Source organism: Pseudomonas ovata (assembly GCF_003131185.1).
In the GTDB taxonomy this organism is placed as follows: Bacteria; Pseudomonadota; Gammaproteobacteria; order Pseudomonadales; family Pseudomonadaceae; genus Aquipseudomonas; species Aquipseudomonas ovata.
Window position 1 is genome coordinate 72568 of sequence record NZ_QFFU01000026.1, and the last position, 20696, is coordinate 93263.

Consider the following 20696-nt stretch of genomic DNA (forward strand, 5'->3'; position numbering starts at 1 on the left):
CGCATTGGCGCTGCAAGTCTTTGATTAACCTGAGCCATCCGGATGGGGACCTGCGCGTGCAGCGCCGCAGGTCCCGCCGTTCGTCAGTTGGCGCGACGACGGTAGCTGCGGTACTCCGGCACCCAGAAGTTGCGCTCGATGGCCGCCAGCAAGACCTCTTCGGAGGTTTCAAGCGCCAGCCCTTCGACCTGGGCTTCCCTGGCCACTGCCAGGGCGATCTTGCGGCTGACCTGCTGGATGTCCTTGAGCGATGGCAGTACGGCATCGCCTTCGCCGGTCACGATCGGCGAACATTCCGCCAGGGCATTGGAGGCGGCCATCAGCATGCGGTCACTGATGCGCGAAGCCTTGCAGGCAATCACGCCCAGGCCGATGCCGGGGAAGATGTAGGAGTTGTTGCACTGGGCGATGTGCACCGTGCGGCCGTTGATGCTGACCGGGGCAAACGGGCTGCCGGTGGCGACCAGCGCCTGGCCATCGGTCCAGCGCAGGATTTCTTCGGGCGTCGCTTCGACCTTGGAGGTCGGGTTTGACAACGGCATGACCAGCGGTTGCGGGCAGTGCGCGTGCAGCTCGCGGATCACCTCTTCACTGAACAGCCCGCGCTGGCCGGACACACCGATCAGCACAGTCGCTCCGGCATGCCGGACCACCTCGAGCAGCGATGCGTAAGGCTCATCGTTGCCGGCCCAACCGGCGACATCACCGGCCTGTTGCGCCAGGCGTTGCTGGAAGTCCAGCAGATTGTCCATGCCTTGGGTCAGCAGGCCGAAGCGATCGACCATGAAGATGCGCTGACGCGCCTCGGCCTCGCTCAGGCCTTCGACCTGCATGGCCGCAATGATGTGTTCGGCAATGCCGCAGCCGGCGGAACCGGCGCCCAGGAACACCACTTTCTGCTGGCCCAGGGTCTGCTGCTTGGCCTTGCATGCCGCCAGCAGAGTGCCCACGGCCACCGAGGCGGTGCCCTGGATGTCGTCGTTGAAACAGCACAGCTCATTGCGGTACTTCTCCAGCAACGGCATGGCGTTGGCCTGGGCGAAGTCTTCGAACTGCAGCAGCACGTCAGGCCAGCGGCGCTGGACGGCCTCGATGAACAGGGCAATGAAGTCTTCGTATTCCTGGCCGGTGACGCGCTTGTGGCGCCAGCCCATGTACATCGGGTCGTCGAGCAGCTCCTGGTTGTTGGTGCCGACGTCCAGCACGATCGGCAGGGTGTAGGCCGGGCTGATACCGCCACAGGCGGTGTACAGCGACAGTTTGCCGATCGGAATGCCCATGCCGCCGATGCCCTGGTCGCCCAGGCCGAGGATGCGCTCGCTGTCGGTGACCACGATCACCCGGATGCGGTCCTTGGTGGCGCTGCGCAGGATGTCATCGATGCGGTCGCGATCAGGATAGGAAACGAACAACCCGCGGTGGGTGCGGTAGATCTTGGAGAATTCCTGGCAGGCCTGGCCGACGGTCGGGGTGTAGATGATCGGCAGCATCTCTTCAAGATGCGAGTCCAGCAGGCGGAAGAACAGGGTCTCGTTGTTGTCCTGGATCGAACGCAGGTAGATGTGCTTGTCCAGGTCACTGGCGCACTGCTGGTACTGGTCGTAGACCCGGGTAAGCTGTTCTTCAATGGTTTCGACGGTCTGCGGCAGCAGGCCGATCAGGTTGAAATCGATGCGCTCTTGCGGCGTGAACGCGCTGCCCTTGTTGAGCAGGGGCATTTCCAGCAAGGAGGGGCCTGCGTAGGAAATGTATAAGGATCGCGTGGTATTGGTCATTTCTTCTTCGCCTTTTCGTCTCTCATTGATTCTGTGCAAGACCTTGGCGTGCAACCTGGCGTATTGCATTGTTGTTCTTTTTGCCAGTTCTCTCAGGCCGTTATAAAAAAATGTGGGGCGTATATTACTCGCCATGCGCCTGGTCGCGACATATTGTCGCGAAAAAACGACAGTTTTCAGTCAACTGCCCTGCCTTCTACGGTGCACTGAATGTATTGCCATCTGACGACAGGCCCGGGAGCACCTGCAGCAGGCCGAACAGCAAAAGGCCGAGGCCGCCAAGGACCAGACCGCCTTCAGGGAAGCGGCCGCTGAAGAAGCGAAAACCTTTGTGCCGACGCCCGGGACGCCACAGCATTTGCAGACGCCCGAAAAAAATGACAGTCCCTGCGAAACCATCACCTCAACTTCACGAACTTTTCACAGCCGCTGTCGCATTCTGAACCCGCTCCCAAGTGTGAATCCTTAAGCCCGCTCCCCCATCGCGGGCTTTTCTTTGTCCGGAATTTGACCCGGCAGACGGCTGACCCGGTCGATGCCGGGCCAGCCAGGATTTTCAGCGGGTAACGATCTGGCCGACGCTGAAACCATCAACCGCTGCAATCCGGCCACGCCACAACACACCCGAAGCACAGATCGGGCTCTGGTCCGTGGAGTAGGTCTTGCAGTCTTTCAAGTGAATGAAGTGGAAGTCAGAGGTGTCCTGTGCCAGGTCGCCTGGCTTGAATGACAGGATCATTTCTTTCATCGAGGTCTCGGCGCCATTGTCGAACTGGCCAAAAGGGGCAGCCAGGTCCTGGGCCAGTTGATCGAAATAGTCGTCGTGCGAGATCAACAGGCCCGACACCAGGTTACCGCCGATGGACAAGGTAACGCCCAGCTCGACCTTGGTGCTGACGACAAACTTGACCAGCCATTGCAACAACCAATCGATCTGCTTGCCTTCTGCCTTGAACTGGGCGATGAGTTCCTGATCGCCCCGTGGCAACGACTGCAATTGTGCTGCTTGATCTACATCGGTCATCTGAAACTCCTTGCCATGCACCTGAATGAACCCGGCCCTGAAGTGGCCGGGACTGCAACATCCTGCAGGCGTGCATGGGGAAAGATTTCCCACTCTGACGCCTGCACGTCCAAGCAGGATAGACGAGGTTGATGACATGCAGGCAAGTGTCTTAGGGGCGCGCGCCGGCTTTCAGTGCTCGTTACAAGTCCACGGTCACCCGCTCCACGGCCTGAACCACCTCTCGCGCGCCCTTCTGGATGTGAATGATCGCGGCGCCTGCCTGCTCGGCCAGCAGCAGCCCCTGCCCGGCCTGGGCACGACTGCATTCGATGTCCTCGACGGCTTTTTCCGCCAGCAGCCTGTTCTGTTGCACGATCTGGACAATTTCACCTGCCGCGGTACTGGTGCGCCCTGCCAGTTGCCGCACTTCATCGGCCACCACCGCAAAGCCACGCCCCTGCTCACCGGCGCGCGCCGCTTCGATAGCGGCGTTGAGGGCCAGCAGGTTGGTCTGCGAGGCGATGCCACTGATCTTTTCCACCATGCTGCTGATCAGTTGCGACTGCTTGCCCAGCGCCTGCATGCTGTGGGTCACCGACTGCATCTGCCCGGCAATGCTGTGCATGGTCTGCACCGTCTCCTGGACCACGTCGGCCCCATTGGCCGCATCGATGTCGGTCTGGCGGGAAATATCATAGGCCACATGGGCAGCGTTCTTGATCTGCACCTCACGGTTGACCTGGTCGGTCACCACACTGGCGAACTTGACCACCTTGTAGAGCTGGCCTTCAGGGTTGTGCACCGGGTTATAGGTCGCTTCAAGCCACACCGCTTGCCCACGACTGTCCAGGCGACTGAAGCGATCCGCCACATACTCGCCACGATTGAGGCGCTCCCAGAACGCCTGGTAGTCGGCCGATGCGCTCTGTTCGGGCGAACAAAACATGCGGTGATGCCGCCCCTGAACCTGAGCTTGGGTGTATTTCATGGCCTGCAGGAACTGCTCATTGGCATGGATGACCGTGCCGTCGAGATGAAACTGAATGACCGCGGTCGACTTGACCAGCGCCTGCATCATTTGCGACTGATCGCGCAGCTGTTCCATCACCGCGCTCATGTCCGAGCCATAACCCTGGATATAGGCCACCTTGCCGGTTTCGTCCCTGACAGCCAGCCAGTGCATCTTCAGCCAGGCAATAGAGCCATCGCCGCGCTTGCAACGATAACAGTCTTCAATGGGTTCAGACGCCCGCAGCCTTGCCATGAAGGCTGTGCGCAATGCCGGACTTGCCTCGAAGTCGACCACAATGTCAGGCAACGCGCCATTGACCAGCGCAGTCCGTGTGCGGCCCAGGACCTGCTCGATCCTGGCGTTGACGTCCACGACCTTCAGATCCGGCAGCAACCTGATGGACAACAGGCCTGTTTCCAGCTGTGCCAGCAACCGATGCTGTGCATCACGCTCGGCAACGCACCTGCCAAGTTCTTCTTTCAACGAACGGCCAAACATATTCACCCCTCATGAAGCCTGGTCTTTTATGCGCTGCCTGATGGGCGAGTGCGACCTTCGATTGATCGACCTCAAACCGCTCAGGCCTGAAATCTCATCAGGCCCAGCGTGGTCAATTGTTTGTTGGACCGAAACAGGATGGTGGCGCACAGCACCTCCATTTCGCTCAATGAGACATTCAACGTTTGCATACGTGCACTCACCGGCGTCAAATCGCGAAAAGCAGTGTCGAGCAGCAAGAGTCGTTGCCTGACCTCATCGGCCAGGACGCCGGCCATACCGAGAATGCGGAAAATCCCCTCCTCCACCACCGAAATCAACCGCTGCATTTCATGCTTCAACTGCCCGACCGAAGGATCGAGCATTGCAGGGGCAAGGCCGGTTTGCGCCTGATGAATATGATCAAGGCTCATCAACAGTGACTTAACAACATCCAGGGCACAGTCCACTTCGTTGACCTTTAATAAAAAGCCGGAAATACGAATATTCATACGAGTGACACAAGATTCGAAATCATCCAGTGCCGCGAGCAAAGTGCCTGTCATAACGGCCTCTTATTCAAAGTTGGGCATCAACAGCAAAAGGCCTGGCGCGGCAGCGCCGTGACCGCCACGATGCCGTCCATGCAACGTGCAGTGATAAATAAAAACAGCCGATACTGTCAGCTGACCGACGATAAGAGCGGCCCATACTTAACGGTATCCTTGCCCGACTTCTTGGCGGCGTACAGGTGCCTGTCGGCCTCTCGCAGCACTTCGGATACGTCACAGCCTTGTGCAAAGATCACCAACCCGGCACTCACTGTAAATCGACAAGGCAAAGTGTCGACATTGCGTACGGCCTGCATCAGACGCTGGACGTAATCAAGGGCCTGAGCCTGATCGGAGGTATCGAGGACAACACCGAACTCTTCTCCTCCCAGGCGCCCGTAACAATGGCGTCGGTCAACGGCCTCCATACAGCGGGCCAGCGTACACAACACCTGATCCCCTACCTCATGTCCCCACTGATCGTTGACGCGCTTGAAGTTGTCGATATCGATCATCAGAAAAAAACCGGACGGGCTGGATGCCGCGACCTGTTCGAACTGTTGCATCAACGCGCGTCGGTTGTAGATACCGGTCAGAAAATCGGTCTCCGCCATGACCCGGTACTGGTTTTCCAGCAACAGCAAATTTCTCAGGGAGCACAGGTAGGTGTGATTATTGACCCACCCCAGCGTCAGCGAGAAAAAACCGAATACCAGCACATAAAGCCTGGCGTCAGACACGTCCTGGCTTGCATAAGGCCAGACGATCAACCAGGTCAGCACCGCCGTGACCACGTAGTCAGTGGTGTTTCGAACCAGCAACGAGGCGCCCAGCACCGTAATGACCGCAAAGGGCAGGGAAAACGCCTGGTACAGCGGGTCAAACTGTACAAACAGTGACTTGTAACTGGCGACAAAGGTAAGAATGAAGGCCAGCCCGGAAACACGCCAGACCCGATCAGAGCGCGTGAATGTCTGGACGTTATGCACCACCAGCATGGCCAGCAAGGGAATCACCGTCATCGCGAACGAGACCGGCGCCTGTGTAAGGCCATGCACCACGACCCAACTGCCCATCGCCAGCCATTCGGCGCGTGCCACGCCGTGATTCAATAACGCACGAATTCGATGATCCAGAGATGACAGCAACTGACTTGCTCCAGGTTAGACGCACTTCCTTAATGCTCGGCCTCACCGTTGCCGATGTTGACCAGCGTGATCGCAAAATTGGCGATCATCATCCTGCGTGCCAGCGCCATGAAGCTGTCCGTGATCTCGACCGCATTCTTGCAGACCTTGAAATAGCCGGCCTTTTCACCCTCCTTGACCATGCGGATCAGGTGCGTACTGGACACCGACAGACGCGAGGACAATTGCGCATAGGTCGAGACCTTGCGGCCTGTGCCGGTCAAGGACTGCGTCTGCAAGGCATCGCAGAACAGCGCCAGCATCACCATGTGCCCGCCATCACGGTTCATCAGCCAGCGGGACTCGGGCACCAGCATCTCCAGGGTGAAATTGGCATCGAGCACTTTCTGGAAATTCCTGAACGAGTGGCGCACGGTGGGCTCATCGACCCGACGCTCAAGACTCGACTCATCAATGATGCCCAGCGCCGGAAAGTAATAGGCGCTGATGATCTTCACCGTCTCGGTCATGGCCCGTGCCGAAGGCGTGTAAATCCTCAGGCGGCGATCGTCCGGGTGATCGCTGACATCCATGTAGCCGGAAATCAGGAAAAAGGCGAAATAAGACTCCAGGCTGTTTTTCGACAGGTAACCACGCCGCTCGCAGAACTCCTTGACCCGGGACAGTGACGGAAAAGGCTCACAGTAATAATGCGCCAGCAGTGACAGCGCGACCATAAACCGGTCGTACTTCAGGATGCTTTTATAAAACAGCGGTCGACCGAGGTAATGCTGTTCCATCAACTCATAGTGCCGAATGATCCGTTGATCGATATCGGGGCATGCAGAAAGCCTTTCCATTTCAGCCTCCAGGCGTTCCAGCAGTGCGGCGCGTTCCATAACCAACCCTGATACCACTCAGACCATTGTCCAAGATATTAAAATGCCAGCAATCAAGGACCCATGCTAACGCATTCAGCACGGGTACGCGCATCAACCCAGAAATGTTTTAAATAGACCCTTGCGAATAAAACACACACCGTTGATACGGGCATTACAGCACCTTGCTTATCAGACCTTACAGAGCGTCATAAATAAGCCCTTATTAAGCCTTATACGCCATGGACGTTAGCACTGCCGCACTTACATCATTCAATGCCGAACACTGTTCAAGGCTCATTAATGGATCCTAATAAAGGCACTCATGAAGAAACCTCACGTCTTTCACTGGCGCAATACTTTTTCCACCGCCTGTGCCGCCTCGAATATCGACGCCTCGTCATAAGGCGCAAAGCCCAGCACCATCCCCGCCGGCAGAGGCTGATGGCAATAACGCGCCAGCGGCATCACATCCACGCCGGCCTCGGCAATGCGGGCGCAGGCCTGGGCCTCGTCATCCAGTAACAAGCGACAGGCCACATCGAGCCCGGCACGAATCGGGGGCACTTCGATCAACCCTGGCCAGTGCCTGGCAGCCGCTTCACTCAAGGCTTCGGCACGCAGCGCATAGAGCTTGCGCATACGCCGCACGTGGCGGTCAAAATGACCTTGCTGGATGAAGGCGGCCAGCACCGCCTGGCTCAGGCTGTTGGCATGTCGTGCAGTGAGCGCGGCGGCGCGGGTAAAGCATTCCAGCAGATGCGGCGGCAGCACCAGGTAAGCCAGGCGAATGGAGGGAAACAGCAGCTTGCTGAAGGTGCCGGCCAGGATCACCGACTGGCTGGCGGCATCCATCGACCGCAGCGCCGGGATCGGCTTGGCGATGAAGCGGTACTCGCTGTCGTAGTCATCTTCGAAGATATAGGCGCCGCTGGCGGCCGCCCAGCGCAGCAGGGCCATGCGCCGGGCCGGGGACAGCTCGCTGCCCAGTGGCGCCTGCCGCGAAGGGGTCAGGTACGCCAGCGCCGCTTTCGGCGCGCGGCGCATGCCCTCTTGCACACGCATGCCCTGTTCATCGACCGGCACATGCACAGGGGTGTAGCCAGCCACTTCGATCAATTGCCGGGCACCGGGGTAACCGGGGTCTTCGAGCCACACCTGCCCGCCGGGCGGCACCAGCAGCCGCAGGCACAAGTCCAGGCCCTGCTGCACACTGTTGAGCACCAGAACCTGTCCGGCTGACACCTGCACGCCACGGGCAACGGCCAGATACCCGGCGATGGCTTCACGCAGCACCGGCAACCCTTGGGGGTCGGAGTCGAGCAGGGTCGCGGCGCGCGAACTGCGTAATTGCTGGATGTGCAGCTTGCGCCACAGATCGACCGGAAAGGCGCCCACATCCCCCCGGTGCGGAAAAAACGGCCGCAACCCGGGGGTGACCGTACGCCGGGCAAAGATGGGAGTGATCGCCTCCAGCCGCTCGATCCAGCCGGTAGCCGGCGCCGTACGCGACAAGGCAACGTCGGGTACTATCTTGCGTTGTACATAACCGGCCTGCAGGGTCGCTTCGGGCAACACTTCACACACCCGCGTGGCACTGCCGGCTCGCGCCTCGACATAGGCTTCCGACAGCAATTGCTGGTAGGCCGCCTGCACCGTGCCGCGCGCAATGGCGTAATGCCCGGCCAGGGCGCGAGTCCCCGGCAGCTTGCTGCCTGCCGGCAAGCGGCCACTGAGAATGGCCTCGCGCAGGCTCTGGTACAGCCAGGTTTGCAGGCTTGTGCCGACGGAGGGCTCGCCCAGAGGCAATGACATGACCCAGGACGGTTGAGAGGTGGAAGCCATGAGCGCCTCAAGTGGACCAACAGGTTCAGTAACAAGCGGATCAATACCATGATCCGCTTGCGTTGCACACTCTCCCCTGTCGCAGCCACCTGACGGCTGCCCTTACAGGAGTAGACACTGTGCACTCATCCATCCTCATCATCGGTGCCGGCTTCGGCGGTCTGTGGAGCGCCCTGAGCGCCGTACGCCTGCTGGACCAGCACCAGCGTCTCGACATCACCGTCACCGTACTGGCGCCCCAGGCCGAACTGCATGTACGCCCTCGCTTCTACGAACATGACATTGCTCCGACTGTCGCGCCACTGGCCGAACTGTTCGAAATTGTCGGCATCAATTTTGTACAAGGTTGTGCCACCGCCATTGACGCCGATGCCAGGCGCGTGAGCTATCTGGATGCCGGTGGCCGCGAGCAGCACCTGGGCTACGATCGGCTGATTCTGGCCTCGGGCAGCCAGGTCGCCCGACCCGCCGTGGTGGCAGGCATCAACCAGCACACCTTCGACGTCGACAGCTACGCCTCTGCCCGGCGGCTCGGCGCGCACTTGCAGGCTCTGCGCGAGCAGCCGGACACCCCACAACGCAACACCGTGGTGGTGGTGGGTGGCGGCTTCACCGGCATTGAGACGGCCACGGAAATGCCGGGGCGCCTGCGCGCCGTACTGGGCGAGGACGCGGACGTGCGGGTGGTGATCATTGATCGCGGCCAGACGATTGGCGGCGCCATGGGTCAGGCTATCGGCGAGATCGTCGCCCAGGCCAGCGACGAGGTCGGCCTGACCTGGCGCCTGGGCGCATCTGTCCAGGCCGTGGATGCCCAGGGCGTGACGCTCGCAGGCGGCGAGCGCATCGAGGCTGGCACCGTGATCTGGGCCGTTGGCGTCAAGGCCTCGCCTTTGACCGAGCATGTGCAGGGCGAGCGCGACCCCAGCGGCCGCCTGCATGTGGACAACACCCTCAAGGTGCAGGGACAAGCGGCGATATTCGCCACGGGCGACACGGCCTTCGCCGCCAGTGACGAGCTGGGCAACCACGCTCTGATGACCTGCCAGCACGCCATTGCCCTGGGCCGCTCGGCCGGCAACAATGCTGCCGCCGACCTGTTGGGTGTGGCTGCGACGCCCTACCGCCAGGTCAAGTACGTCACCTGCCTGGACCTGGGGGCATGGGGTGCTGTCTATACCGAGGGCTGGGACCGTCAGGTGCTGCTCACCGGGCAAGAGGGCAAGGCCCTTAAGACGCAGATCAACACCCAATGGATCTACCCGCCGGCGGCACACCGGGCCAACGCGCTGGCGGCGGCCGATCCGTTGATTCCTGTAGTGGCGTAACCGGATCACGTACCATGGCCTGCCCGCAAACCCGCCGAGCAGGCCAAGGAGAAAACGGTGCACCCATCACAACCACGCCAATGGCTGTCTCCCTACTGGCTGTTGCTTGTCCTGCCGCCCCTGTTCTGGGCCGGTAATTTCATTGTCGGCCGGGCCGTACGCGACAGCCTCCCACCGATGTCGCTGTCGCTGTGGCGCTGGGTGATTGCGCTGGCCTTGATCCTGCCCTTTGCCTTGAAGCACCTGCGCAAGGACTGGCCTTTCTACATCCGGCATCCATGGCTGCTCGCCCGCCTTTCGCTGACGGGCGTGGTGGGCTTTACCTGCCTGACCTATATCGGCCTGCGCGACACCTCGGCAGCCAATGCCCTGCTGCTCAACTCCTGCATTCCGGTGCTGATCGCGCTGTTCGGTGCGCTGTTCTATCGCCAGCGACTGCATGGCATGCAGAACGCAGGGCTGCTGCTGTCGTGCGCGGGTGTGCTGGTGATCATCACCCACGGTGACGTGCAAGCCCTGCTGAAGCTGAGTTTTTCTCACGGCGACCTGATTGTGTTCTGCGCCATGGTGTCGTTCGCGTTCTACACGTTGTGGTCACGCAGCGTGCCGGCCGAGGTCAACCGGATCGGCCTGATGGCGGCCCAGATCGCCGTCGCGCTGCTGGCGCTGATTCCGCTGTGGTGGATCGAAACGTCACAGGGTGCGGTCGCCCACTGGGACGCGGACAGCCTGATGGCCTTGCTGTACCTGGGCGTGTTTCCCTCGGTGCTGGGCTACTTGCTCTTTACCCTGGCCGTAGCCCGCTTCGGCGCGGCGCAGGCTGCGCTGTGCATCCACCTGATCCCGGTGTTCGGCGCGGTGCTGGCCGTCACATTCCTGGGCGAGTCGCTGCACCTGTACCACGCGCTGGGCATGGCGGGGATATTGATCGGGATCTGGCTGGCGCTGCGGGTTCGTTCAACAACGGTTAGCCCAAGAGAAAACCGTTCGATGCCGTAGGGTCACTCATGCAAGGCACGCCTCTACATCGCTATGTTGCAGGGCTTGCAGCTCAACACGATCAAGGGTCTCCAAAATACAAAAACAGTCAGAACATGCAGTCGCTCACTTTCACACGGAGTATAAAAACAATGTCATACGACCTTGACCTTATCGAGGCCTGCAAAAAGGCAGGCCTCCCCATCAACGTGTGCCATTCGCCAGAACACTATTTAGAAATAATCAACCAAACGTATCCAGCTTTGGGCAGCCGGATAGACCTCTCCTCGCTGCCTCACTACAAATACGCCAGGGCAACCCCAGAACACATCCAGCGAGACTATTGCAACTTTGTAAAATCCCTACCCGACTTAGAGGACGATGACTCGGAGATCATTTATATAGGCGACAGCCTGACCGATCACGCCTACGTTGTAAAAAGCGCTGACCTGCACGCGTTCCTGTGTATGATTGTCGACATTCCCCAATCCCACTACCTGTTCCGCAGCGACTTTTCCTGGTGCATCAACCTGTCATTTGAAAATGATATGGAGTTTGCGCGACTTGGCGCCTGGCAAAACTCAATGCTCAATGCCGCCAAGCCCGAAGATGATCGCGACAGTACCCAATAGCCGCCCGCGGCCCCTGAGCAATGAGAACCACGAACGCTACCGATTCACGTGGGACGTGCTGTACCGCCTGCAGGCCCAGCAAGACCTGGATGACAGCGGGCGCATCTACCCGCACAACCCGATTGTTGCCGATGGGTAGACATCCGTAACGGCGTCATAAAGCCCACACCCCAAGCAACTAACTGAAGTCCGATGCTGCGCTCCCGATTTCTTTCTGCCGTCTGGGTGGCCCATTGGTATTTCAGGCAGCTGTTATCAGGAGACCCGCCCATCTCGGCTCCCCCTGACTATTGCCGTCTTGCACGGTTGCAGGTATTGATGATGGTTTGGCGGGCCGCAGATAAGAGTCATGCACACGTTATTCACGATCTTCGCAGCCGGTGTGATGCCGATCCTGGCAATTGCACTGGCCATCCTGGCTTATCGACATAACATGAAGAAGTGGCGATTCAGGATTGATGCAGAGTTGCAGGCAGCCTTGAACGGACAGGGTATTGAAGCCTACACATTGATCGTGGATAAACTGACCCCACCCGGCACCAACAGGACAGCGGATGTCTACCGGATCCTGCACGATGGCCAGGGTCGTTATTTCCTGTTCATCAAGACCGCAGAGCACCCGGGCGTGCTCAAGCCCCTGACCCAGGAGCGGGCGTTACTGGCGGCACGCATGAATGGATGAGAGGGACACGCCTGAGCAGTGTGGAGCGTGGCAACTGCCTTGCACCCAAGCCCCAGAAACAAAAAATCCCCGCTATCGCCAGGATAGTCGGGGGTTTTAGCTACAGCGGTAATGGCGGAGAGATAGGGATTCGAACCCTAGGTACTGTTGCCAGTACAACGGATTTCGAATCCGTCCCATTCGGCCACTCTGGCATCTCTCCAATGGCGCGCATCATACCAGCCTGAATGCAGATGTCGAGCAATTTCTGCATTTTTTTGCGTGGTATCAAGCGCTTGCGTCGCAGGTGCCCTTAAAGCGGCACGCCCAGACGGTGGGCCACTTCTTCGTAGGCTTCGATCACGTCGCCCAGACCCTGGCGGAAGCGGTCCTTGTCCATCTTCTTGCGGGTCTCTTTGTCCCACAGGCGGCAGCCGTCAGGGCTGAATTCGTCGCCCAGGACGATTTCGCCGTGGAACACGCCGAACTCCAGCTTGAAGTCGACCAGCAGCAGGCCGGCGTCGTCGAACAGTTTGCTCAGTACGTCGTTGACCTTGAGCGACAGCTCTTTCATGCGCGCCAGGTGCTCGGCAGTGCCCCAGCCGAACGCCACGACGTGGGATTCGTTGATGAACGGGTCGCCCTTGGCGTCGTCCTTCAGGAACAGCTCGAAGGTGTAGGGCTCAAGCTTGAGGCCCTCTTCGACGCCCAGGCGCTTGACCAGGCTGCCGGCGGCGTAGTTGCGCACCACGCACTCGACCGGAATCATGTCCAGCTTCTTGACCAGCGACTCGTTGTCGCCCAGCAGCTTGTCGAACTGGGTCGGAATGCCGGCCTCTTCGAGCTTCTGCATGATGAACGCGTTGAACTTGTTGTTCACCGTGCCCTTGCGGTCCAGTTGTTCGATGCGCTTGCCGTCGAACGCCGAAGTGTCGTTGCGAAACAGCAGGATCAAGCGGTCGGCGTCGTCGGTCTTGTACACCGACTTGGCTTTGCCGCGGTAGAGTTCTTCACGTTTTTCCATGATGGGCTCCGCTTGCTAAATGATAGGGCTAGGCGATCTGTCGCCAGTCGAGCCCACAATCTTGATCGGCCAGTTGCAGCCAGTCCGGGTCACACCCAAGGGTGTCGACGAAACATTGCCGGGCCAGCTGCGGCAGGTTGTTCTTGGTGCTCAGGTGGGCCAGCACCAGGTGTTGCAGTGTCTGCCAGCCCAGCTCGCTCACCAGGCTGGCAGCCTGGTGATTGTTCAAATGTCCCGATTGGCCTCCCACGCGCTGCTTGAGAAAGACCGGGTAGCGGCCTCGGGCAAGCATGTCGCGACAGTGGTTGGCCTCGATCATCAGGGCATCCAGGCCCTGATAGCGCTCCAGCACGTTGCTGCAGTATGACCCCAGGTCGGTCAGGAGGCCAAAGCGCCGCTGCCCGTCGCTGAAGACGAACTGGGTCGGTTCCAGCGCATCGTGCTCGACCGACACCACGTCGATCTCCAGCGCGCCGATCTGCAACGGCGTACCGGCACTCAGGAGACCGGCGACTTCCAGCGGCTTGCGCAAGCCGCGCTGGGTGCCGCGGCTCAGGTAGACCGGCACCGTATAGCGCCGTGACAGCAACCCCACGCCATGCACATGATCGGCATGCTCGTGGGTCACCAGAATGGCGCTCAGTTGTGCAGGGTCGACACCGAGCCGCGCCAGGCGACGCTCGGTCTCGCGCAGCGAGAAGCCGCAGTCGACCAGCACATAGGTGTCATGGCTGGCGACCAGCGTGGCATTGCCACGGCTGCCGCTGCCCAGGCTGGCGAAGCGCACTTAACCCAGGTGGTCCTGAATGACGCTCAGCACCCGGCGTGCCACGTCGGCAGGGGCCACGGTGTTGATGTTCTTCTCGACCGTGACCTGCACGCTTTCACCGACCTTGCTCAGGCGCACCTGATAACGCTCGGCACGCGCTTCTATCTCTTCCTTGCTGGCCTTGCCGCCAAACAGGCCGCTGATCAAGCCCGGCTCGTTTTCAGGCTTGTCGGCGCGCTCGGCCAGGTTGATGTAGTACAGGCCCAGGCTGCGGTTGATGTCCTCGACGCGCCAGTCACCCTGCTCCAAGGCCCGGCCGACACTGGACCAGGCACGATCAAGGTCGGCGCCCAGGTTGAGCATCGGGTTGCCGCTGCCGTCGACGCCCATCGCCACGCGGCTCGGGGTGTCGTAGTCGCGGGCAGCCAGCAGGGACACCGAACCGCCCTGCCTGGCGTTGCGGCTCAGGCCGGCGAGCAGGTCATCGGTCAGCGAGGCGTTCAGGCCGGCGCTGCTGGCGTTGTCGGGGAATTCGACCTCGGCGGTGCTGCCGGCGGCACGCGAAACGCTGACGACGTAGATTTCACTGGTATTGCGCTGTACGCCCGGCTCGATACGCACCCGCACGCGGGTTTCGCTGTCGGCGGCGGTACCGCTGGCGCTCAGGCGACGGGAAACGGAGGCCGACAGCTCGTCCAGACGCTGCCAGGTGGTGCTGAACTCGCCGGTTTGCGGGCGCTCCTCGGCAATCCGAAAGCCGTTGTCTTCAAAATACTGGTGCGCCACCGACCAGATTTCAGCCGGCGGGCGCTGGGCCAGGATCCAGCGTGCACCACCGCTTTGCTGCAGGCTGAAGTCGCTGGACTCGGCTGCGCTGGTGGCCATCGGCACAGGTCGCGGTACGGTGTACTCGCCCCTCTGGGTGCTGTCGGCCACGTTGCGCGGGATCGGCAACAGCGGGTCCAGGCGCTTGACGCCGGTGACGTCGGCAGGCACTTGCATAGGTGCAGTCTGGGTCGATTCCAGGTAATCGCTGCCGCGATCACGGAAATAACCGTCAGGACCCCAGACCCAGCCACAACCACTGGTGCTGGAGATGATCAGGGCAAGTGCGGAGAATCCGGCCAATCGCTTCATTGCGTTGTACTTCCTCAATTAAACCAGTACGCCGGCCTGGCGCAGGGCCTGGCGCAGCGGTTCGTGACAGGCCTGGCTGAGCCAGGTCAGTGGCAGACGGATACCGTCGGCCATCATGCCCATCTCGCTCAGGGCCCATTTCACGGGGATAGGGTTGGATTCGATGAACAAGGTGTTGTTGAGCGAGGAAATCCGGTCGTTGATGGCGCGTGCAGCGGCGGCATCGCCGCGCAGGGCCGCGGCGCACATGTCGCTGACGGCACGCGGTGCGACGTTGGCGGTCACGGAGATGTTGCCCTTGCCGCCCAGCAGCATCAGTTCGACCGCCGTGGCGTCATCACCGGAATAGACCATGAAGTCGTTGCTGACCCCGGCCAGGATGTCCCTGGCGCGCTGCAGGTCGCCGGTGGCTTCCTTGATACCGATGATGTTGGCCACCTTCGACAGGCGGATCACGGTCTCGGCCTTCATGTCGCAGGCAGTGCGGCCCGGCACGTTGTAGAGGATCTGCGGGATGTCCACGGTGCGCGCGATGTGGCTGAAGTGCTGGAACAGGCCTTCCTGGGTCGGCTTGTTGTAGTAAGGCGTAACCAGCAGGCAGGCGTCGACGCCGGCCGCCTTGGCGTTGCCGGTCAGTTCGATCGCTTCACTGGTGGAGTTGGCACCGGTGCCGGCGATCACCGGGATACGCCCGGCCACCTGGTCGACCACGCGACGAATCACCTCGATGTGCTCGTCGACGCTCAGGGTCGCCGATTCACCTGTGGTTCCCACGGCAACGATGGCGTTGGTGCCCTCTTGCAGGTGGAAGTCAACCAGTTTGCTCAGGCTGTCCCAGTCGAGACCACCTTGTGCATCCATGGGGGTGACCAGTGCCACCATACTGCCCGCAATCATGCAACCGCTCCTGCCGGAAAAAGAGAGCCGTAATGGTACTGGCGCCATCAGCCTTGCACAAGCGAAGTACCACGCTCTGAGCATTCCCCTGAGCGATGGTTTTCGCTACCCTTCGTCCTTTGCTCGGTACAGGTCACCTGCGCCTTGCGTGCAATCGTCCGGTTTTGTCCTGCAAACCCCTGCCCCAGCGCCTTGCAGCCCTGACACGCAGGTCTTCATCGACAATCAGCCAGCCGACGCGGCGCACCCCAGACCACCGAATCGACTCTGCAAGAGCCGAAATGTACCGACCGTTCATCATCTAGGAATGCTGCATGTCGTCCACCCCCCCAGTTCGCGAACAATTCCTTGTCATCAGTGCCCTTGGCGCCAACCCCATGGAGCTGACCAACGTTCTGTGCCGTGCCAGCCATGAAAGCCGCTGCGCCGTGGTCAGCTCACGCCTGACCCGCCACGGCGAGTGCAGTGCGCTGGTCCTGCAGATCTCCGGCAGCTGGGACGCCCTGGCGCGCCTGGAGACCGCCCTGCCGAACCTGAGCAAGAAGCACGCCTTCACCACCAGTGTGGTGCGCAGCGCGACCCTGGAGAGCCGTCCCGAGGCGCTGCCCTACGTGGCCTATATCAGCTCGGCGTACCGCCCGGACATCATCAATGAACTGTGCCAGTTCTTCATCGACCATAACGTCGAGCTGGAAAACCTGGTGTGCGACACCTACCAGGCGCCGCAGACCGGCGGCACCATGCTCAACGCCACCTTTACCGTCACGCTGCCGGCCGGCACCCAGATCAGTTGGCTGCGCGACCAGTTCCTGGACTTCTCCGACGCCCTGAACCTCGATGCCCTCATCGAGCCATGGCGTCCACAGACCCCTACCTGAGGACAACCGATGGCCGTTGCAGTCGACCAGCCCGTCAACGATTTCCAGGCACCTGCCACTGGCGGCCAGACCGTCAGCCTGTCCGGGCTCAAGGGTCGCCAGGTGGTGATCTATTTCTACCCCAAGGACAACACGCCAGGGTGCACCACTGAAGGCCAGGGCTTCCGCGACAGCCTGGCGCAGTTCGAGGCGGCCAACACGGTGGTGTTCGGCGTCTCGCGCGACAGCCTCAAGACCCACGAGAACTTCAAGGCCAAGCAGGCGTTCACTTTCGAGCTGATTTCGGACAAGGACGAGGCCTTGTGCCAGCTGTTCGACGTCATCAAGCTTAAAAAGCTGTATGGCAAGGAATACCTGGGCGTGGATCGCAGCACCTTCCTGATCGACAAGGACGGTGTGCTGCGCCATGAATGGCGCGGCGTGAAGGTGCCAGGCCACGTGGACGAGGTGCTGGCCCGCGCCCAGGCACTGAATCAGGGCTGAGCCAGCGCTGGAGGCGTCTTGCGACGCCTTCGGTCAACGGCTACATCAGCGGCGCGACCACCGGCTCCTGGCGCGGCCAGGCGTCAAGCACTGCCTTGAACAGGGTCGCCAGTGGAATCGCAAAGAAGATCCCCCAGAAGCCCCATAGCCCGCCGAACAGCAGCACGGCGCAGATGATCGCCACCGGGTGCAGGTTGACCGCCTCGGAGAACAGCATCGGCACCAGCACATTGCCATCGAGCGCCTGGATAATGCCGTGGACCATCATCAGGTAGATGAACTGGTCACCCCAGCCCCACTGGAACAGGCCGATCAGCGCCACCGGCACGGTCACCACCACCGCCCCCACATAGGGCACCACCACCGAAATGCCGACCAGCATGGCCAGCAGCGCGGCGTAATTGAGACCCAGCGCCACGAAGGCCACATAGGTCACCGCGCCACAGATGAAGATCTCGATGACCTTGCCGCGAATGTAATTGGCGATCTGCCGGTTCATTTCCTTGGCCACGCGGGTCAGCAGTCCGCGCTCACGCGGCAGGTAGCCCCGCGCCCAGCGTCCGAACAGGTGGCGGTCCTTGAGAAAGAAGAACACCAGAATCGGCACCAGCACCAGGTAGATCATCAGGTTGACCAGCAACGGCAGGCTCGACAGCGAAAAGGTCAGTGCCAACTGGCCAAACTTGCCCACCTCGCCACGCGCCACCTCGATGGCCTGCAACACCTGTTCGTCCGAGACCAGGTGCGGGTAGCGCTCAGGCAGCAGCAGCAACAGCGATTGCCACTTGGCGAGCATGCCGGGCAATTCGTTGAACAGGGTGATCAACTGGTGCCACAACAAGGGCACCAGCACCAGCAGAAAGACCAGCAGCACGCCGATGAACAGGGTGAACACCAGCACCACCGCCACACGCTCCGGCATGCGCAAACGCACCAGCAGGCCGACCACGCCTTGCATCAGAAAAGCCAGGACCATGCCGGCCAGCACCGGCGCCAGCATGCCGCCCAGGGTCAGGATCAGGGTGAAGGCCACAAACAACAACACTGCCAGCACCACCGCTTCTTCGTCCGAGAAGTAGCGCTGCATCCAGTCGCTAAGCACTTTGTACATCAGGCATCCTTTTGCGCGAGAACGGTTGCCTAGGCCTTGCGCAACCAATAGGTGTAAAGCCCGGCGTCAGCCTGCTCATGCAACAGGGCATGGCCTGCCAGGCGGGCGAAACTGCGAAAATCGCGTTGTGAACCGGCGTCGGTGGCCGTCACCTTGAGCACCGCGCCACTGTCCAGGCGATTGAGCTCCATCTTGGCCTTGAGCAACGGCAACGGGCAATTGAGCCCGCGCGCATCGAGTTCGGCATCGAACAATGGGGGGGCTACAGCGTCAGACATCGCTTTTCTCCGGGCGGACACATCAATCTGGCAAAAAGTCATCACGACCCTTCGCACAAGCCGGCAAGAATACCCCACTCTGGCCAGCAAGCCATTGAGCCGGCTACAGTAGGTGCACATTCGCCCAGAGCCAACTGCATGAATTTCCTGCGTCCGACATTGCTCACCCTTGCCTGTCTGCTGGCGACCCCGACCCTTCTGGCCGACGACCTGCCTTCACTGGGCGATTCCAGCTCGTCGATTGTCTCTCCTGAGCAGGAGCACCAGTTGGGCCGGGCATGGCTGGGCATGTTGCGCTCACAGGTCGGCCAGCTGTCGGACCCGCAACTGAAGGATTTTGTCGAGACATCGGTGTACAAGCTGGCCGAGACCAGCCAGGTGCAGGACCGGCGCCTGGAGTTCATCCTCATCAACAGCAACCAGCTCAACGCCTTTGCCGCGCCCGGCGGCATCATCGGGGTCAATGGCGGCTTGTTCCTGTATGCCCGTACCGAAGGCGAGTACGCCTCGGTCATGGCCCACGAGCTGGCTCACTTGTCACAACGCCACTTTGCCCGGGGTGTCGAAGCCCAGCAGCGCATGCAGGTGCCGATCATGGCCGCCATGCTGGCCGGCATCGTCATGGCCGCTGCCGGCGCCGGCGACGCCGGTATCGCGACCATCGCCGGCACCCAGGCCGCCGCGATCCAGGAACAGCGCCGCTTCTCGCGGCAGAACGAGCAGGAGGCCGACCGCATCGGCATCCTCAATCTGGAAAAGGCCGGCTACGACCCTCGCAACATGCCGACCATGTTCGAACGCCTGATGCGCCAGTACCGCTTCGATGCCAGGCCACCGGAATTTCTGTTGACCCACCCGGTCAGCGAGTCACGCATCGCCGACACCCGCAACCGCGCCGAACAGGCCAAACCTGGCGGCCAGGAAGACAGCCTGCGCTATCAACTGATGCGCGCACGGGTCGCGTTGTTCTATGAAGAAACCCCAGGCATTGCCGCCAAGCGTTTTCGGGCGCAAATGGTCGAGAACCCGAACGCCGACGACGCCCGCTACGGCCTGGCCATCGCGCAGATCAAGGGCGGCCAGCTCAATGAAGCGCGAGACGGCCTCAAGCCCTTGCTGGACAAGTCGCCTAACGAGGTCGTGTACAATCTGGCGCAGATCGACCTGGACATCACCAGCAACCGCCTGGCCGAGGCGCGACAACGGGCCGACCGCATGCTGACGCTGTACCCGGGCAATTACCCGCTCAACCAGGCGCGCATCGATGTACAACTCAAGCAAGGACGTACCGCCGAGGCCGAGAAGGCGCTTGACGCACTGCTCAAGCGGCGACCGGCCGATCCGGACATCTGGTATCAGGTGGCCGAGGCACGCGGCCTGAACGGCAACACCGTGGGCCTGCACGAGGCACGCGCAGAATACTTCGCGTTGGTCGGGGATTTTCGCCAGGCCATCCAGCAACTGGACTTCGCCAAACGCCGCTCCAACAACAATTTCCAGGTGGCCTCACGCATTGACGCCCGGCAGAGAGCCCTGGCCGAGCAGGAGCGACTGGTCAAGGGCATGATGAACTGAGCCTTTGCGCAGACAATAAAAAGCCCGGCACCTGGTATGGAATTCAATCCAAAAGGGTTCGCCGGTTTCCCGTCTGACACCCATTCTGTGGGAGGGAGCCCTGCTCGCGACAGGGCCGATAAAGCCGGCATACCTGCGCAGCCTGTTACCACGCAATCGCCGGCAAGCCGCCTCCCACAGTCTGATCTGCACCCCAAAAGTTGGACACCAATCTGACTTCCTGGGGGTTTTTTCATGGGCAAGTACTCTACGCAGTTCAAAATCACAGTCGTAA

Annotated in this window: 21 protein-coding genes, 1 tRNA gene and 1 pseudogene; 8 read left to right on the plus strand and 15 right to left on the minus strand. The window is 60.9% G+C overall.

Going from position 1 to position 20696, the window contains the following annotated elements; genetic code table 11:
- Window positions 1–83 precede the first annotated feature (83 nt).
- From DGA31_RS25090 to pdxR, 8 genes and pseudogenes are all read right to left on the minus strand, one after another.
- The gene (locus DGA31_RS25090) at window positions 84–1775 is read right to left on the minus strand and encodes an NAD-dependent malic enzyme (protein WP_109514331.1); all 1692 of its coding nucleotides are present in this window, start codon (window positions 1773–1775) and stop codon (window positions 84–86) included.
- 556 nt (window positions 1776–2331) lie between these two features.
- Window positions 2332–2799 carry a gas vesicle accessory protein GvpU gene (gvpU, locus tag DGA31_RS25095; protein WP_109514332.1) on the minus strand — a complete coding sequence of 156 codons (468 nt, stop codon included), beginning with the start codon at window positions 2797–2799 and terminating at the stop codon, window positions 2332–2334.
- A 181-nt stretch (window positions 2800–2980) separates the two neighbouring features.
- Entirely contained in the window at window positions 2981–3535 is a 555-nt protein-coding gene (locus DGA31_RS30930) for a methyl-accepting chemotaxis protein (protein WP_421958007.1), read from the minus strand.
- Window positions 3521–4291 (minus strand): annotated as a pseudogene (locus DGA31_RS30935) (PAS domain-containing protein); the annotation flags it as partial. The gene DGA31_RS30930 and the pseudogene DGA31_RS30935, both read right to left, overlap by 15 nt.
- A gap of 80 nt (window positions 4292–4371) precedes the next feature.
- A complete protein-coding gene (locus DGA31_RS25105) occupies window positions 4372–4782 on the minus strand; it encodes a hypothetical protein (RefSeq protein WP_056835121.1) in 411 nt (136 codons plus the stop codon).
- 170 nt (window positions 4783–4952) lie between these two features.
- Window positions 4953–5921, minus strand: coding sequence for a GGDEF domain-containing protein (locus DGA31_RS25110; RefSeq protein WP_109514334.1), 969 nt, complete (start codon window positions 5919–5921; stop codon window positions 4953–4955).
- A 77-nt stretch (window positions 5922–5998) separates the two neighbouring features.
- Entirely contained in the window at window positions 5999–6847 is an 849-nt protein-coding gene (locus DGA31_RS25115; protein ID WP_109514335.1) for a hypothetical protein, read from the minus strand.
- Between the two features lie 324 nt (window positions 6848–7171).
- Window positions 7172–8671, minus strand: coding sequence for a MocR-like pyridoxine biosynthesis transcription factor PdxR (pdxR, locus tag DGA31_RS25120; protein WP_109514336.1), 1500 nt, complete (start codon window positions 8669–8671; stop codon window positions 7172–7174).
- A 119-nt stretch (window positions 8672–8790) separates the two neighbouring features.
- Here pdxR and DGA31_RS25125 point away from each other — a divergent pair, with 119 nt between their 5' ends.
- The 5 genes from DGA31_RS25125 (at window position 8791) to DGA31_RS25140 (ending at window position 12291) form a co-directional block, all read left to right on the plus strand.
- Complete coding sequence (locus tag DGA31_RS25125) at window positions 8791–9999, plus strand: NAD(P)/FAD-dependent oxidoreductase (protein WP_109514337.1); 1209 nt, start codon at window positions 8791–8793, stop codon at window positions 9997–9999.
- 57 nt (window positions 10000–10056) lie between these two features.
- Complete coding sequence (locus DGA31_RS25130) at window positions 10057–10998, plus strand: DMT family transporter (protein ID WP_109514338.1); 942 nt, start codon at window positions 10057–10059, stop codon at window positions 10996–10998.
- A 131-nt stretch (window positions 10999–11129) separates the two neighbouring features.
- Complete coding sequence (locus DGA31_RS25135; protein ID WP_109514339.1) at window positions 11130–11609, plus strand: hypothetical protein; 480 nt, start codon at window positions 11130–11132, stop codon at window positions 11607–11609.
- Window positions 11587–11748 (plus strand): hypothetical protein, encoded by a 162-nt coding sequence (locus tag DGA31_RS29830; protein WP_153811680.1) that lies wholly within the window; start codon window positions 11587–11589, stop codon window positions 11746–11748. Before DGA31_RS25135 ends, DGA31_RS29830 begins: the two co-directional genes overlap by 23 nt.
- A gap of 210 nt (window positions 11749–11958) precedes the next feature.
- On the plus strand, window positions 11959–12291 hold the full coding sequence (locus tag DGA31_RS25140) for a hypothetical protein (RefSeq protein WP_109514340.1): 333 nt from the start codon (window positions 11959–11961) through the stop codon (window positions 12289–12291).
- A 112-nt stretch (window positions 12292–12403) separates the two neighbouring features.
- Here DGA31_RS25140 and DGA31_RS25145 read toward each other — a convergent pair.
- The 5 genes from DGA31_RS25145 to dapA all read right to left on the minus strand — a co-directional run bounded on the left by DGA31_RS25145 (window position 12404) and on the right by dapA (window position 16097).
- Window positions 12404–12493, minus strand: a tRNA-Ser gene (locus DGA31_RS25145).
- Window positions 12494–12583: 90 nt separating this feature from the next.
- Entirely contained in the window at window positions 12584–13294 is a 711-nt protein-coding gene (gene purC / locus DGA31_RS25150) for a phosphoribosylaminoimidazolesuccinocarboxamide synthase (RefSeq protein WP_056835104.1), read from the minus strand.
- A 28-nt stretch (window positions 13295–13322) separates the two neighbouring features.
- Entirely contained in the window at window positions 13323–14081 is a 759-nt protein-coding gene (locus DGA31_RS25155) for an MBL fold metallo-hydrolase (protein ID WP_056835103.1), read from the minus strand.
- Window positions 14082–15200 (minus strand): outer membrane protein assembly factor BamC, encoded by a 1119-nt coding sequence (bamC, locus tag DGA31_RS25160; RefSeq protein WP_056835100.1) that lies wholly within the window; start codon window positions 15198–15200, stop codon window positions 14082–14084.
- A gap of 18 nt (window positions 15201–15218) precedes the next feature.
- On the minus strand, window positions 15219–16097 hold the full coding sequence (gene dapA / locus DGA31_RS25165; RefSeq protein ID WP_109514341.1) for a 4-hydroxy-tetrahydrodipicolinate synthase: 879 nt from the start codon (window positions 16095–16097) through the stop codon (window positions 15219–15221).
- A 314-nt stretch (window positions 16098–16411) separates the two neighbouring features.
- Here dapA and DGA31_RS25170 point away from each other — a divergent pair, with 314 nt between their 5' ends.
- Together DGA31_RS25170 and DGA31_RS25175 are read left to right on the plus strand one after the other, a co-directional pair.
- Window positions 16412–16975, plus strand: coding sequence for a glycine cleavage system transcriptional repressor (locus tag DGA31_RS25170; protein WP_109514342.1), 564 nt, complete (start codon window positions 16412–16414; stop codon window positions 16973–16975).
- Window positions 16976–16984: 9 nt separating this feature from the next.
- Window positions 16985–17458, plus strand: coding sequence for a peroxiredoxin (locus DGA31_RS25175; RefSeq protein ID WP_056835094.1), 474 nt, complete (start codon window positions 16985–16987; stop codon window positions 17456–17458).
- A 40-nt stretch (window positions 17459–17498) separates the two neighbouring features.
- Here DGA31_RS25175 and DGA31_RS25180 read toward each other — a convergent pair whose 3' ends face one another.
- Both DGA31_RS25180 and DGA31_RS25185 read right to left on the minus strand, forming a co-directional pair.
- A complete protein-coding gene (locus tag DGA31_RS25180; protein WP_109514343.1) occupies window positions 17499–18569 on the minus strand; it encodes an AI-2E family transporter in 1071 nt (356 codons plus the stop codon).
- 29 nt (window positions 18570–18598) lie between these two features.
- Window positions 18599–18847: a sulfurtransferase TusA family protein gene (locus tag DGA31_RS25185; RefSeq protein WP_056835091.1), complete on the minus strand. Its 249-nt coding sequence runs from the start codon at window positions 18845–18847 to the stop codon at window positions 18599–18601.
- 138 nt (window positions 18848–18985) lie between these two features.
- On the opposite strand from DGA31_RS25185, the gene DGA31_RS25190 reads away from it, so the two are divergent.
- Window positions 18986–20422, plus strand: a complete 1437-nt coding sequence (locus DGA31_RS25190) for a M48 family metalloprotease (protein ID WP_109514344.1) — start codon at window positions 18986–18988, stop codon at window positions 20420–20422.
- Window positions 20423–20696 lie beyond the last annotated feature (274 nt).